The sequence below is a fragment of the Stenotrophomonas sp. a6 genome (assembly GCF_030913325.1).
GTDB lineage: Bacteria > Pseudomonadota > Gammaproteobacteria > Xanthomonadales > Xanthomonadaceae > Stenotrophomonas > Stenotrophomonas maltophilia.
The window spans coordinates 3026374-3040443 of sequence record NZ_CP133161.1 but is presented as its reverse complement, the minus strand read 5'-3'; the positions used below and the strand labels follow the sequence as shown (position 1 = coordinate 3040443).

Here is a 14070-nt window from a genome sequence, read left to right as displayed (position 1 = left end):
TGCTCCGTGGGGGCTCAGGCGATGCCGAGCATGTGCTGCATCTGCGCGGTGCTGATCGGAGCACCGGCGAAGTCGTCGAAGATCTTGTCGGTGACCGGAATGATGTGGTCGCGGATGAATGCAGCGCCTTCGCGTGCACCGGCTTCCTGGTCCTTCAGGCAGCACTCCCACTCCAGCGTCGCCCACCCCTGGTAGTCGTACTGGGCCAGCTTGGAGAAGATCGACTTGAAGTCGACCTGGCCATCGCCCAGCGAGCGGAAGCGACCGGCCCGTTCGGTCCAGTCGGCGTAGCCGCCATAGATGCCCTGGCGGCCGCTGGGACGGAACTCCGCATCCTTGACATGGAACATGCGGATCAGCGGGTGATAGATGTCCAGGTACTCCAGGTAGTCCAGCTGCTGCAGCACGAAGTGGCTGGGATCGAACAGGATGCGGCAGCGCTGGTGCTGGCCGACTCGCTCGAAGAATCGCTCGAAGCTGGTGCCGTCATGCAGGTCTTCGCTGGGATGGATCTCGTAACAGAGGTTGATGCCGTTGTCCTCGCAGGTATCGAGGATCGGCCGCCAGCGGCGCGCGAGTTCGTCGAAGGCGGCATCGATCAGGCCCGGCGGGCGCTGCGGGAACGGGAACAGATACGGCCAGGCGAAGGAGCCGGAGAAGGTGCCCATGTCCTGCAGGCCCAGCCGGCGGGAGGCACGGGCGGCCAGGTGCAGTTGCTGCTGCGCCCATTCGCTGCGCGCCTTCGGGTTGCCGCGCAGTGCTTCCGGCGCGAAGCCATCGCAGAGTTCATCGTAGGCCGGATGCACGGCCACCAGCTGGCCGAGGATGTGGGTGGTGAGCTCGCTGACCTGCAGGCCGTGCTCAGCCAGGGTGCCGCGGATGTCGTCGCAGTAGTCCTGGCTGTCGGCAGCGGTGGCCAGGTCGAACAGGCGTGCATCCCAGGCCGGGATCTGCAGTGCCTTGAAACCGTGGCCAGCGGCCCACTCGGCAATGCTGGCAAGTGAGTTGAACGGGGCCTGGTCGCCGGCGAACTGCGCCAGGTGCAGGCTGGGGCCCTTGAGGGTCTGCATGTGTTGCTCCAATTATTTGTCGGTCGACAAAGAATAGGCGCGACCCTCGCGATGGTCAACACCCGCGTTACACTGCGCGCCTCACTGGAGCAGGCAGGCAGATGGCAGGGCGACCGCGCGAATTCGACAGGGACCAGGCGTTGCGCAAGGCGATGCTGCTGTTCTGGCAGCACGGCTACGAAGGCACGTCGATGTCGGCACTGGTCGAAACGCTGGGCATTGCCTCTGCACGCATCTACGCCGCGTTCGGCAGCAAGGAGCAGCTGTTCCGCGAAGCCGTTGCGCTGTACGAAGAGGGCGAGGGTGGTTTCGCGCCGCGCGCGCTGGAGCAGGCCACGCTGCGCGAGGCGATCGGGTCCATGCTGCGCGAGGCGGTGCTGACCTACACCCGCCGTGGGCGTCCGCATGGCTGCCTGGTGGTGTCCTCGGCCAGCAGCGTTTCGCCTGATGGCGAGGGCGTGCGGGACTGGCTGGCCAGCCATCGTCGCCAGCGCACGGCGGCGATCATCGCGCGGCTGCAGCAGGCGCAGGCCGAGGGTGAGCTGGCCGACGACGCGGCGGTGCAGGCGCTGGGTGACCACTTCGCCACGGTGCTGCATGGCATCTCGGTGCAGGCGCGTGACGGCATCAGCCGCGAGCGCCTGCTGGCGATGGTCGATGTCGCGTTGACCCCGTTGCCCTGAGATCCGGGGTCAGATCCGTTCTCCCTTGGGAAACGGATCTGACCCCAGGCGGTGCTGGCTGACTGTGCCGAAACCGCTGGTTTCGCCGGGCTTGGAGGTCGCGCAACGAAATCGTAACAATTTGGGGGATAATGGCGGCTTGCGCAGTTCTCCTCCCTTTTGCCGCCCGGCTCGCGCAGGCCGCACGGACGCCTCCTCAGAGCATTTCATGCCCTCCCATTCCGATTCCCGCCGCCTGTCGGGTATGTCGTCTTCCTTCGTTTCCTTCCGCCGCCATCCGCTGGCCCTGGCCTGTGCCGGCCTGGCTCTGGTCGGCAGCTTCGGTGCCGCCGCGCAGGACAGCGCGCCGACCCCGACCGGGCTGGACACGATCACCGTGACCGCCGAACACCGCGAGCAGAACCTGCAGGAAGTGCCGGTCTCGGTGGGCGTGGTGCAGGGCGAGCGCATGCGCGACTTCACCGCCGGCGGCGATGACACCCTGCTGGCGCTGTCCGGCCGCGTGCCGAGCCTGTATGCGGAAACCACCACCGGCCGCATCTTCCCGCGCTTCTACATCCGTGGCCTGGGCAACATCGACTTCTACCTGGGTGCCTCGCAGCCGGTGTCGATCATCCAGGACGACGTGGTGCTGGAGCACGTGGTGCTGAAGTCCAACCCGGTCTATGACGTCGACCAGGTGGAAGTGCTGCGCGGCCCGCAGGGTTCGCTGTTCGGCCGCAACACCACCGCCGGCATCGTCAAGTTCGACACCCTGAAGCCGACCCAGGATTACACCGGCCGCGTCAGTGCCAGCTATGCGACCTATAACAGCGTGTCGATCGACGGCGGCTTCGGCGGCCCGATCAACGACATCGCCTCGTTCCGCGTGTCGGCCCTGTACCAGCACCGCGACGACTACGTCGACAACACCTACCGCGGCCCGAGCGCCGACGGCACGGTCAGCCCAAAGAAGAACGCCATGGGCGGCTTCGATGACCGCAACGTACGCGCGCAGCTGCTGCTGACCCCGAGCGACCAGTTCTCGATCCTGGCCTCGGCCCACGCCCGTGATTACGAGGGCACCTCGACCCTGTTCCTGCGCGGTGCGCTGACCAAGGGCTCGAACAAGACCGACGTGCCGCGTGACAAGGTCGCCTACGACGAAGCCGACAACAACCCGCAGGCCTACAAGACCTACGGCGGTTCGGTGAAGGCGCGTTATGACTTCGGCGCGATCGACTTCACCTCGATCACCGCCTACGAAACCACCTCCGGCTACAGCCGCGGCGACACCGACGGCGGCGCCGCGGTGAACTTCCCGGTCAACGGCGTGCCGAACGGCTACGGCCAGTCGATGGGCCGCATCCGTGACCTGGACCAGTGGACCCAGGAATTCCGCCTGGCCAGCCATGATGACAGCGCCCTGCAGTGGCAGGCCGGTGCGTTCTACTTCAACGGCAGCGACACCACCGACTTCTACCAGCGCGCGTGGTTCCTGCAGGGCGCGGCCCGCAATCCGAACAACTGGGTGCGCCTGCGCAACAAGAACACCTCGTGGGCCGGTTTCGGCCAGCTGAGCTACGCCTTCACCGACAAGTTCACTGTCACCGCCGGCCTGCGCCAGACCAAGGACGAAAAGCACACCCGCCTGCTGAAGACCGCTGACACTGCCGCTGGCGTGGTCACCTACAAGGGCCGCACCGACGTCAGGATGTCCGACACCACCCCGAGCTGGGATCTGAGCGCGATGTATCAGATCACGCCGGACGTGAGCGTCTACGCCAAGGTCGCGCGTGGCTTCCGCGGCCCGACCATCCAGGGGCGTTCGGCGGTGTTCAACGCCGATTTCACCACCGCCGATTCCGAGACCATCCTGTCCTGGGAAGCGGGTGTGAAGAGCAGCCTGTGGGACAACCGCCTGCGCCTGAACGCTACCGCGTTCACCTACACCGTCAACGACATCCAGCTCAACGGCAACGATTCGGACGGCAATGGCGTGCTGTTCAATGCCGACAAGGCCAAGGCCTACGGTTTCGAAGCGGACATGGAGCTGCGCCCGATCCCGAACCTGACCCTGAGCGCCGGCCTGAGCCTGCTGCACAGCGAGATCAAGGACAAGCGCGTGTATGCGCAGGTCTGCGGCCTCAACGGCCAGGTGGTCTGCACCGTCGGTGACCCGACCATCAAGGTCGGTGCCAACACCTTCGCCCAGATCGACGGCAACCCGCTGCCGAACGCGCCGAAGTACAACGTCAACCTAGCCGCCCGCTACGACTTCCCGGTCAGCGACGCGGGCACCATGTTCGTGTCCACCGACTGGAACAAGCAGGGTTACACCAGCTTCGTGCTGTACGACAGCAAGGAGTTCAACTCCAAGGGTGACTTCGAGGGTGGCCTGAAGATCGGCTACTCGGGCAACTACGGTGCCTACGAAGTGGCGCTGTTCGCGCGCAACATCACCAATGAGAAGAACCTCAAGGGCGTGATCGAGAACTACATGGCCGCGGTCTACAACGAACCGCGTACCGTCGGTGTCTCGCTGAACATGAACTGGTAATGCGCTGTCGCGATGGCGGGGCATCCCGCCATCGCACTGCTGGAATGCAAAGGGCGGCCCGGTGATCCGGGCCGCCCTTTTCGTTGCTTCAGACTGCAGTGAGGTTGCTGTCCTGGCTGCGCTGGCCGAAGGTCAGGGCCCAAGTGGCGCTGTCCACCTGCTGCCGGTCCTGTTCCTGCTGCTTGCGTGCGCGGCTGGCACCGAACCAGCGGCCTTCGCCGTTGATCAGCGGTGCCATGCGTACCACGTCCACATACTCCGGATCGATCTCGCTGGCACGCTGCAGCCAGGTCAGAGCGAGGAATGCATTGGCCGGGACGCCGTTACCGAAGTGGTAGATGTCGGCCAGATAGCCGGCAGCCCACAGCTTGTCGTCGTCGTCGCCGCGCCACCACAGTGGAATCAAGGCGCGTTCGACCGCTTCGCGCTTGTGCGCGTCGTTCCGGCCATCGAATGCCAGGCAGGCCAGGTTGCGGCAGGTTGGGCCCCACACGCGCTCGCCGGCCTCGGCCTCATCCAGGCAGCGCAGGTACAGCTCGCGCGCACGCGCTTCATTCTCCGCGCCGCCTGCGGCGACGAGGCGTACGGCCAGGTTGTAGGTGGCGATCAGGTCGCCGCCTTCCACCGCACGCTCCTGCCAGTAGGCGGCCTTTTCCACATCGGCGAACTGCGGTTGGTCGCGGCCACCGAGGCGGCCCTTGTACAGGTCGCACAGCGCCGACATCGCGCCGGCGTCGCCATCGTCCGCCATGCGCTGCAGCAGCGACAGGCCTGCGGCTTGCGAAACATCACAGAACAGATTGGCGGCGAACGTCACCGCCGAGGTGTCGTCCTGCTGCGCAAGCTTCAACGCGCGCTGCAGCAGGACACTGGCGCGTGTCGGGTCGCTGGCCTGGCCGAGCAGGCCATGCTCGATGGCGGTGGCGGCCCAGAGCAGGCCGATCGCCGAATCGCCTTCGCGCGCGGCATAGTCCACCACCTGTGCGAACAGTGCTTCGGCACCGTCGACATGGGCGAACCAGGTGCAGGCCTCCAGGTTGCTGAGCCCCTCATGCAGGACCACATCGCGGTCCAAGGTCCATGCCTGCTGCAGATCTTCAAGCACCGCCTGCATGTGGTCCGGATCCCACTGCACGACGCCTTCGCTGTCTTCAACGCGGCCAAGCCGGTAGCGCAGCCCGGCGCGCTGGGCCAGCACCTGCGCGCGCAGGTGGCGGTCCAGGTGCCAGTCGAGGATCTGCGTGTAGGCGCGCTCGTGCGCGGCCACGGCCTCAGCATCCTCACGGTGGGGCAGATCGCCCATCCAGTCCTGCTCCTTGTGCCACCGCAGCGCGTTGCTCTGCGCCAGTTCCAGGCCACGGCACCAGCCACCCTCGATGAAGTTCTCCATCGTCTCATGGCTGCCGCCCCAGCGCGGGTACAGGAAGTACAGGGTGTCTTCCAGCGTGGCCAGATCGTCCGGGCGCTGCTCCAGCACCAGGCGCATCCAGTACGCCAGTGGTGCGTCGAAATCGTCCTGGCTGCGCTCGCGCAGCAACGGGGGCAGCGTATCCGGCAGCGTCTGCAACGGCGTGCCGAAGCGCGACAGCAGCTGCAATGCCTTTGGCCAGGCTTGAGGGTAGTGCTCGGCCAGCGTGGCGTCATCGGATGCGGCGGGCTGCCCGGCCTGCAGCGCACGCAGCCAGTTCGGTTCGCGCAGGTAGCTGGTGATGCGCTTGATGCCATCCAGCGCCAACGCAGGTCGTGGCGACAGCGGCATCGCCTGCAGGTAGGCGTGCACGGCATGGTCGCGGGCCAGCTGCGCCGCCAGCCACTGGCTGTCTTCGACCAGTGCGGCAACATCGGCGCTGCGCAGTTCGCCGGCAGCGTCCTGCCAGCAGGCGCCCAGGCAAAGCCAGGCGTAGTAGCTGCCGGGGGCGGCCGAGGCCCACTGCTGGGCCTGTTGCAGGCGGGCTTCCAGCGTCACCGTAGCGTCGTGCAGGTTGCGCAGCCGCCAGCGGATGCCGGGCAGCGCATTCTCTCCCTGCAGCCAGGCCAGCTCATGTGGAGCAAGCAACGCATCCAGTTCGGCATAGCGCCGTTCCTGCAGCGCAGTGCGCGCCTGCACGCGCCAGGCAAGGTCTTCGGGGGAAAGCCCGTCTTTTGCAAATCCGTTTGTCATTGCTGCAATCCGGCGAGTACGAGGCTGGACATTAGAAGCGCGGTCGTTAGAGGCGGCAAGCAGGACATGCGGCTGCCGTGCCGGTGGCATTCAGCAGGAGGCTTGAAGGTGAATCCCGTCACCCGGAACAGGCGTTCGCGTTGGGATCGTCCATGTGCAGCGGAAAGGCAAGCAGCAGCTCGGGCCGGTAGGCGAGTGTGCCCTGGCCCTGTCTCTACGCCTCGATTCCGGGAAATAGCCGTGCATCAGGCGTGCGGATGCAGCCAGGGTTCGAGCTTGTCCTGCTCGCTGGCAGCGGGGGCCTGTTCGATCAGGCGTGCCGAAAGCGCGAGGTAGTGAACCGAACGGGCCAGATCCAGCCCGCCCGTCAATGCCGCGTAGGCGTTGAGCTGGCTGCTGCGATCCATGCAGGGGTGCTGCTGGCCAGCAGCAGCGAGCCGATCATCCATCGTGACATGCAGGAAGAGGGCCATGCAGGCACGCAGCAATGTCCTTGTCGAGCATTGGCAGGGCCGCCCCGTGAGGCGGCCGATGCGGGTTGCTAGTTCCCCGGCAGCAGCGCCTGCAGGCGCGACTCCAGTTCCTGCTGGCGCCAGCCGGCCAGTGCGGCGGGCCACTGGCGACGTTCCAGATAGCTTTCCAGGTGCTTGCGCGAGGCAAGGATGCCATCTGGCAGTCCCAGTTCGCGGCTGCGTTCGGCCACGGCATCCTGCAGTTTCTTCAGCGCCTGCTTGTTGCTGTCGTTGGCCGGCAGCGCCAGCGGCGCGTCGGCTTCGTCGGCCAGCGGCGTGGACAGCGCCTGCCACACGGCGCCGGCCAGTTTGCGCGGTGCCTTTGGGAACTGCTCGAACAGCTTGCCCAGCGCTGCCTCGTCGGCCGGAGGCGTGCGCGCCAGAGTGGCGGCCAGTTCGTTGTCCAGGATCCAGCTTCGCGGGCGGTCGCTGCTGCGTGCCTGCACATCACGCCAGCGCAGCAGGCGCAACAGGCGGTGCTGCGCGGAGGCATCGAGGAACTGTGCCGAGCGCATCGCCAGGTGCGGCCAGCGATCTTCATCGTTGGCGACGCTGGCCAGCAGGCGCTCGCCATCGTCGTGCAACCACTGCTGGCGGCCCAGCGCCTGCAGCCTGGCATCAATGGCGTCGTGCAGTGCGAACAGGTGCTCGACATCGTCGGCGGCGTACTGCAGCTGCGACTCGGACAGCGGGCGGCGCATCCAGTCCGAGCGGGTCTCGCCCTTGGCCAGCGCCACTCCGGTGATCTCCGCCACCAGCTTCTGGTAGCCCATGCCGCCGCCGATGCCGGCCAGCGACGCCCCGATCTGGGTGTCGAACAGCGGTCGCGGCAGCACGCCGCAGGCCCACTTGAAGGCAACCAGGTCTTCGCTGGCGCTGTGCATTACCTTGGTGATGGATTCATCGGCCAGCCAATGCGCAAGCGCCTCGGTCATGCCGGGAATCAGCGGGTCGATGAGCAGGATGTCCTGCCCGACCGCCATCTGCACCAGGGCCAGCTGCGGCCAGAAGGTGCGTTCACGGATGAATTCGGTGTCCAGGCCGATGCGGGTCGGGCGCTGCTGGAAGTACGCATCCAGCTCGGCGGGGGTGGTGATCCAGGTTGCCACGGGTCAGGGCCTACTACTCGGGTTTGCTCAGGCAGGGGAGAATAGCCTAACGTCGGTCCGCGTCTGTGCCGAAGGAGGCTCTGCTTGCGTTTTCCGTTGTCGCCCGTGTTGTGCACCGCCCTGGCCGTGGCCCTGGCCGGCTGCACGCCGTCGCCGTCCGCGCCGGCGGAACGGGCCGCCAGCGAAGAGGCGCGCGCGGCCGAGGGCGCCGACACCGGCGCCAATGCCAGTTCGCAGGCCGGGCAGGGCAGCGTGACCATCGCCGGTGAAGATGCCGCTGAGGACGTACAGCAGTGGACGCCGCCACGGGTGGACCGCCAGGGCCGCAGCCTTGCCCAGTTGCGGCGCGCCGCCGAGCAGGCGTTCGCTGAAGGCCGGCTCTATGAAGATGCGGATGCCGCCATTCCGCTGTGGCTGGCGGTGCAGGAAGAAGACCCGGATGACCGCCAGGCCCGGCTGGGCCTGCAGCGTGCCCGCCAGCGACTGCAGCAGCTGGTCGATGCCCTGCTGGTGCGGCCGCTGAAGCAGCGCGAGGCGCTGGCCGAGGCCAGCCGCCAGGCACTGGTGTTGCTGACCCTGTCGCCGAAGGACGAGCAGGTGCGTGCGCTGCAGGCGCGGGCGGAGCTGGCGCAACGGGTGGTGGCCTACAACCGTGCTGGCGAGGAGGACCTGCGCTCGGACCGTATCGGTGAGGATGGCGACGGTGCCATCGGCAACTTCCGTGAAGCGCTGGCGCTGGATGAAGACAACAGCCGCGCACGGCAGGGCCTGGCCGCAGCCGAGAGCGGGTTGATCCGCCGTGCCGAACAGGCTGCTCGGGCGCGCGATTTTGCCAGTGCGGGTACCTGGCTGGCCGAAGCCAGCAAAGTGCGCGATTCGTCACCGACGATCGCCGATGCCTTCGAACGCATCGAGCAGATCCGCGCCGCCACGCTGCTGCAGCTGCGTGATGACGGACTGCGTGACCTTGCCACGCCACAAGGCCTGAAGCCGGCGCGCGAGAAGCTGGCCGAGGCGCTTCGCATCGCTCTGCCGGGTGATGCAGTGGTGGGACAGCTTCGCGAGCGCATCGACCTGGCCACCCATTACGGGAGCTTCCGGCCGGGACAGGTGTTCAGTGATGCGATGCGCGATGGGGGGCGCGGACCGCAGATGGTGGTGGTGCCCCACGGTGGCTTCCAGATGGGTGCAGGCGATGCCGAGCCGGGCTCGAGTGATGCCGAGCGTCCGTCGCACTACGTGCGCTTCGATCGCGGCTTTGCCATGGCGATCACCGAGATCACCGTCAGCGATTTCGAGCGCTACGTGAAAGCCTCCAATGCGCGCCCGCGCGCGACCCGGCGTGGCCATTCGGTGGTCTACGACGAACGCAGCGGCAATTTCATCCGCCGCAGCGGCGTGGACTGGCGTTCCGACTACGACGGCGGTCGCGCGCTGGGCAACTCGCCGGTGATGCACGTCAGTGTGCGTGATGCCGAGAATTATGCAGCGTGGCTGTCCGAGCAGACTGGCCGCAGCTACCGGCTGCCCAGCGAAGCCGAGTTCGAGTACGCGCTGCGCGCTGGCAGCAGTGGCCGCTATCCGTGGGGCGATGCCGGCGTGCCGCCGCCAGGCAGCGGCAACTTCACCGGCAGCAAGGACGTTTCGCCTTCGGGACGGCACTGGCACAACGCGTTTATCGGGTACGGCGATGGCTGGTGGGGGCCGGCGCCGGTGGCCAGCTTCCAGGCCAATGCCTTCGGTCTGCACGACATGGGCGGCAACCTCAGCGAATGGGTGGCCGACTGCTGGCATGCCAGCTACCGCCGCGCACCGTCCGATGGCGTCGCCTGGTTCAACCCGGGCTGCCGGTCGCGGGTGATCCGCGGTGGCAACTGGGCCAATGCCCCCGAGCAGACCCGCGCGGCCTGGCGGCAATCCCAGGATTCGGATACCACCAACGCCCGCATCGGCTTCCGCCTGGTGCGCGGCATCTGAGCGGCACCCGGCTTCACCCGCTGCGGGCAGCGGCGCACTAAGATTGCGCCGTGCCCGCCAGCCGGCGGGGCCAGCAGGAAGTCCCCCGATGCGCAACGATCCCTTCTCCCGCTCGTCGCAAGGCCCACAGCGGCGTGGCCTGTTCGGCAACATCCGCTGGTGGGTGCTGCTGCTGGCCGCCGGCTATGCGCTGTTCTACTGGTTCTCCAACCGCACGGTCGATCCGTACACCGGCGAGAAGGTGATGATCGACAGCAGCCTGGACGCGCGCCAGGAAACCGCGCTGGGGCTGCAGGCCTACCAGCAGATCCTGTCGCAGGAACGGCCGATGGACCCCAATGCACCGATCGCGCGCGACGTGCGCGATATCGCCCAGCGCCTGATTGCCAAGGTCGATGTGGTGGAGACCGCGCTGGCCCAGGAGCACGGCGTGCAGCCGGCGCATTTCGCGCGGGATTTCCAGTGGGAAGTGAATGTGATTCCGTCCGACCAGGCCAATGCGTTCTGCCTGCCGGGCGGCAAGATGGCGGTCTACACCGGGTTGGTGCCGGTAGCACGCACCCGCGATGCGATGGCGGTGGTGATGGGGCATGAGATCGCCCATGCGCTGCTGCGCCATGGTGCACAGCGCATGGCCCAGCAGAAGCTGACCCAGATCGGGCAGGTGGCCGGCGCCGCCAGCGGCATGGATGCGCATCAGCAACAGATGATGATGTCGGCGATGGGCTATGGGTATCTGCTGCCGTATGCGCGCAGCCACGAGACACAGGCGGATGAAGTGGGGCTGATGCTGGCCGCAGCGGCGTGCTTCGATCCCCGCGAGGCGGTGCCGCTGTGGCAGCGCATGGGCCAGGCCAGCGGCGGCCAGTCGCCACCGGAGTTTGCCTCCACCCACCCGAACCCGGGCACCCGCATCCAGAACCTGCAGGCGCTGATGCCGAAGGCGCTCGAGTACCGGCAGAAATTCTGCGAGCAGGCAAAGTAAGGGGGGCGGCAGGGCTTGCAGCCCTGCACCCGCGGTAGTGCCGGCCGCTGGCCGGCAGCAGCAACAGCAACAGCGTGCATTCCGTGGGATGGCGGGGTGGGTCCGGTTGCGGGAGGCGCCGCAAGTACGTCCGTGTAGGCTTGGCCGCGGCATCCATGCCGCGGACACTCCCGCAACCGGACCCACCCCGCCTTCGACAGATTCTCGCGATCTGTCGGAATGGCGTGGGGTCAGATCCGTTTTCCTACGGAAAACGGATCTGACCCCGAATTGATTCGATATCTGACAGAGATTCATCCACGCATGGCGTGGATCTACCGACCGTCATCGGGAAACTGTCGAGGGTGGGGCGGTGTGGCTGTGCAGGACCGTTGGCGCCATGGATGGCGCCATCGAGCCCCCAGGGATGGGTTTACGGCGTGTCCTGCACAGCCACACCGCCCCGCCAAACCATCAGCAATCCAGAGCCGCTTTGGCTGTTGCTTCGGCCGTTGCTTGAAGCCTCTGCAGGTGCAGGGCGCAGCCCTGCCGCCCCCCCCTTTACTTGACCTGCACGTCGATCACGCCGTCGCCAACGCGGGCCTGCAGCGCGTCACCTGGCTGCACCTGGTCGACCTTTCGTACCAGCGTGCCATCGTCAGTGCGGGTCAGGATGCTGTAGCCACGGGCCACGGTGGCCAACGGGCTGACCGCTTCCAGTGAACGCGCCAGTCCGCGCAGTCGCAGTGCATCGCGCTCCAGCAGACGCTGCATCGCTGCCTGCGGCCGCCCGCGCAGGGCGGCGAGGCGGCGCTGCATCGCGTCGAGCTGGCGTTGCGGATGGTGCCCGCGCAGTACCGCGGCCGCATGGCGCAGGCGTGCGGCACGGCGCTCCTGCTGCTGGTTGAAGACCGCATGCAGGCGCCGGCCCAGATCGAGCTGGCGGCGGCGCAACAGGTCCAGCCGCGCCTGAGGGCTCTGTGCGTTCAGGCGCAGCAGGGCGCGGTCGGCACGCTGCATCGCCTGCTGCATCGCATGCCGTTGCAGCTGCACCATGCGCGCGGCCGTACGGCGCAGGCGCAGCGCCAGTTCGCGCTGGTCCGGGACCAGCAGTTCGGCCGCCACCGATGGCGTCGGTGCGCGCAGGTCGGCGGCGAAGTCGCTGAGGCTGAAGTCGGTTTCATGGCCCACCGCCGATACCACCGGCGTGCGGCTGGCGGCGATCGCACGGGCCAGGGCTTCGTCATTGAACGCCCACAGGTCTTCCAGCGAGCCGCCGCCGCGGGTCAACAGGATCACGTCATAGCGGCCACTGGCGTCGGCAGCCTGCAACAGCCGGGTGATCTGTGCAGCGGCGCTGCTGCCCTGCACCAGGGTCGGCAGCAGGTCGACCTCCAGCAGCGGGAAGCGGCGGCCGAGCACGCTCAGCACGTCGCGCACGGCGGCGCCGGTGGGCGAGGTGATCACCGCCAGGCGCTGCACGTGCGCCGGCAGCGGCCGTTTGCGTGCCGGGTCGAACAGGCCTTCGGCCTCCAGGCGTGCCTTCAGCTCTTCGAACGCGCGGCGCAGCGCGCCTTCGCCGGCTTCCTCCATGTGGTCCAGCACCATCTGGTACTCGCCACGGGCGTCGTACAGGGTCACCTTGCCGCGCACCAGCACGCGCATGCCTTCGCGCGGCACGAACTTCAGGTACTGCGCCTTCATCCGGAACATTGCCGCGCGCAGCTGCGCACGCGCATCCTTCAGGGTGAAATACAGATGCCCGGAGGCGGGACGCGCCACGCTGCCCAGTTCGGCCTCGACCCAGATCGCCGGGAAGCTGCCTTCCAGCAGGTCGCGGGCCAGGGTGTTGAGCTGGCTGGGGGTGAGGATGTCGTTGTTGCGTGGCTGCATGGGAACGGCGTGCTGCGGGCGGAACGGGGGCTCAGGATCGCACGTCAGCGCACCGTGTGCTGGCCCAGCGCCCACTGCACGTGTTCACGCACCAGCGGCGAGGGATCATCGACGCGGGTATGCAACGCGGCCAACGCTTCGGCCGAGGACGGTGCATTGCCCAGTGCCACGGCGATGTTGCGCAGCCAGCGTTCATGGCCGCTGCGCCGGATCGGGCTGCCTTCGGTACGGCGCAGGAATTCAGCTTCGTCCCAGGCAAACAGCTGGTCCAGACGGGCAGTGTCGAGGTTGTTGCGCGCGCGGAAATCGGCTTCGTCGGTACGCTTGGCGAACTTGTTCCAGGGGCAGACCAGCTGGCAGTCGTCACAGCCGTAGATGCGGTTGCCGATCAACGGCCGCATGTCTTCGGGGATGGCACCGTCGTGCTCGATGGTCAGGTAGGAAATACAGCGCCGCGCGTCCAGCCGCTGCGGGCCGGTAATGGCCTGGGTCGGGCAGACATCGATGCAGCGCGTGCAGGTGCCGCAGTGTGCCGTGGCCGGTGCATCGATCGGCAGCGGGATATCGATGTAGATCTCGCCGATGAAGAACCAGGAGCCGCCATGGCGGTCGATCAGGCAGGTGTGCTTGCCGATCCAGCCCAGGCCGGCATTGCGCGCCAGTGCGCGTTCCAGCACGGGCGCCGAATCGACGAACACGCGGTAGCCCAGCGGTGCCACTTCATCGTTGATCTGCGTGGCCAGCTTCTGCAGGCGGTTGCGCATCAGCTTGTGGTAGTCGCGGCCCAAGGCGTAACGGGCCACGTAGGCGCGGCCCGGGTCGGCCAGGGTTGCCCAGGCTTCGGTGTCGTCCTTGTGGCTGTAGTCCATGCCCACCGAGATCACCCGTACGGTGCCGGGCAGCAGCTCGGCCGGGCGCGCACGCAGGGTGCCGTGGCGCGCCATCCAGTCCATCGTGCCGTACAGGCCCTGGCCCAGCCAGTCGGCCAGGTGCGCCTCGTCCTCGCCCAGTTCGATGCCGGCGATGCCGCAGCGCTGGAAACCATGCGCGCGGGCCAGTGCGCGGATGCGCTGCACGGCCTGGGCCGGATCGACGGGGGCGGGGGCGGGGGCGGGGGCGGGGGCGGGGGCGGGGGACATGTGCACCAGTATAAAATCCCTGC

Annotated in this window: 10 protein-coding genes; 4 read left to right on the top strand and 6 right to left on the bottom strand. The window is 67.4% G+C overall.

The window, feature by feature from the left end:
* Positions 1 to 14 precede the first annotated feature (14 nt).
* On the bottom strand, positions 15 to 1070 hold the full coding sequence (locus Q9Q79_RS14045) for a sugar phosphate isomerase/epimerase family protein (protein WP_049429325.1): 1056 nt from the start codon (positions 1068 to 1070) through the stop codon (positions 15 to 17).
* Positions 1071 to 1171: 101 nt separating this feature from the next.
* Between Q9Q79_RS14045 and Q9Q79_RS14040 the strand changes: the two genes are divergently transcribed.
* Both Q9Q79_RS14040 and Q9Q79_RS14035 read left to right on the top strand, forming a co-directional pair.
* Complete coding sequence (locus tag Q9Q79_RS14040) at positions 1172 to 1753, top strand: TetR/AcrR family transcriptional regulator (protein ID WP_049437387.1); 582 nt, start codon at positions 1172 to 1174, stop codon at positions 1751 to 1753.
* Between the two features lie 208 nt (positions 1754 to 1961).
* On the top strand, positions 1962 to 4292 hold the full coding sequence (locus tag Q9Q79_RS14035; protein WP_049395557.1) for a TonB-dependent receptor: 2331 nt from the start codon (positions 1962 to 1964) through the stop codon (positions 4290 to 4292).
* 88 nt (positions 4293 to 4380) lie between these two features.
* Here Q9Q79_RS14035 and Q9Q79_RS14030 read toward each other — a convergent pair whose 3' ends face one another.
* The 3 genes from Q9Q79_RS14030 to rnd form a co-directional block, all read right to left on the bottom strand.
* A complete protein-coding gene (locus Q9Q79_RS14030; protein WP_201864027.1) occupies positions 4381 to 6453 on the bottom strand; it encodes a DUF4034 domain-containing protein in 2073 nt (690 codons plus the stop codon).
* 245 nt (positions 6454 to 6698) lie between these two features.
* Positions 6699 to 6926: a hypothetical protein gene (locus tag Q9Q79_RS14025; protein WP_232092418.1), complete on the bottom strand. Its 228-nt coding sequence runs from the start codon at positions 6924 to 6926 to the stop codon at positions 6699 to 6701.
* A gap of 68 nt (positions 6927 to 6994) precedes the next feature.
* A complete protein-coding gene (gene rnd / locus Q9Q79_RS14020) occupies positions 6995 to 8074 on the bottom strand; it encodes a ribonuclease D (RefSeq protein ID WP_059034936.1) in 1080 nt (359 codons plus the stop codon).
* Positions 8075 to 8158: 84 nt separating this feature from the next.
* Here rnd and Q9Q79_RS14015 point away from each other — a divergent pair, with 84 nt between their 5' ends.
* A complete protein-coding gene (locus Q9Q79_RS14015; RefSeq protein WP_201864029.1) occupies positions 8159 to 10051 on the top strand; it encodes a formylglycine-generating enzyme family protein in 1893 nt (630 codons plus the stop codon).
* Between the two features lie 88 nt (positions 10052 to 10139).
* Entirely contained in the window at positions 10140 to 11036 is an 897-nt protein-coding gene (locus Q9Q79_RS14010; RefSeq protein WP_201864031.1) for a M48 family metallopeptidase, read from the top strand.
* A gap of 540 nt (positions 11037 to 11576) precedes the next feature.
* On the opposite strand, the gene xseA is transcribed toward Q9Q79_RS14010, so the two are convergent.
* Both xseA and queG read right to left on the bottom strand, forming a co-directional pair.
* Entirely contained in the window at positions 11577 to 12908 is a 1332-nt protein-coding gene (gene xseA, locus Q9Q79_RS14005) for an exodeoxyribonuclease VII large subunit (RefSeq protein WP_005410399.1), read from the bottom strand.
* 44 nt (positions 12909 to 12952) lie between these two features.
* Positions 12953 to 14047: a tRNA epoxyqueuosine(34) reductase QueG gene (gene queG / locus Q9Q79_RS14000; RefSeq protein WP_286243822.1), complete on the bottom strand. Its 1095-nt coding sequence runs from the start codon at positions 14045 to 14047 to the stop codon at positions 12953 to 12955.
* Positions 14048 to 14070: the final 23 nt, after the last annotated feature.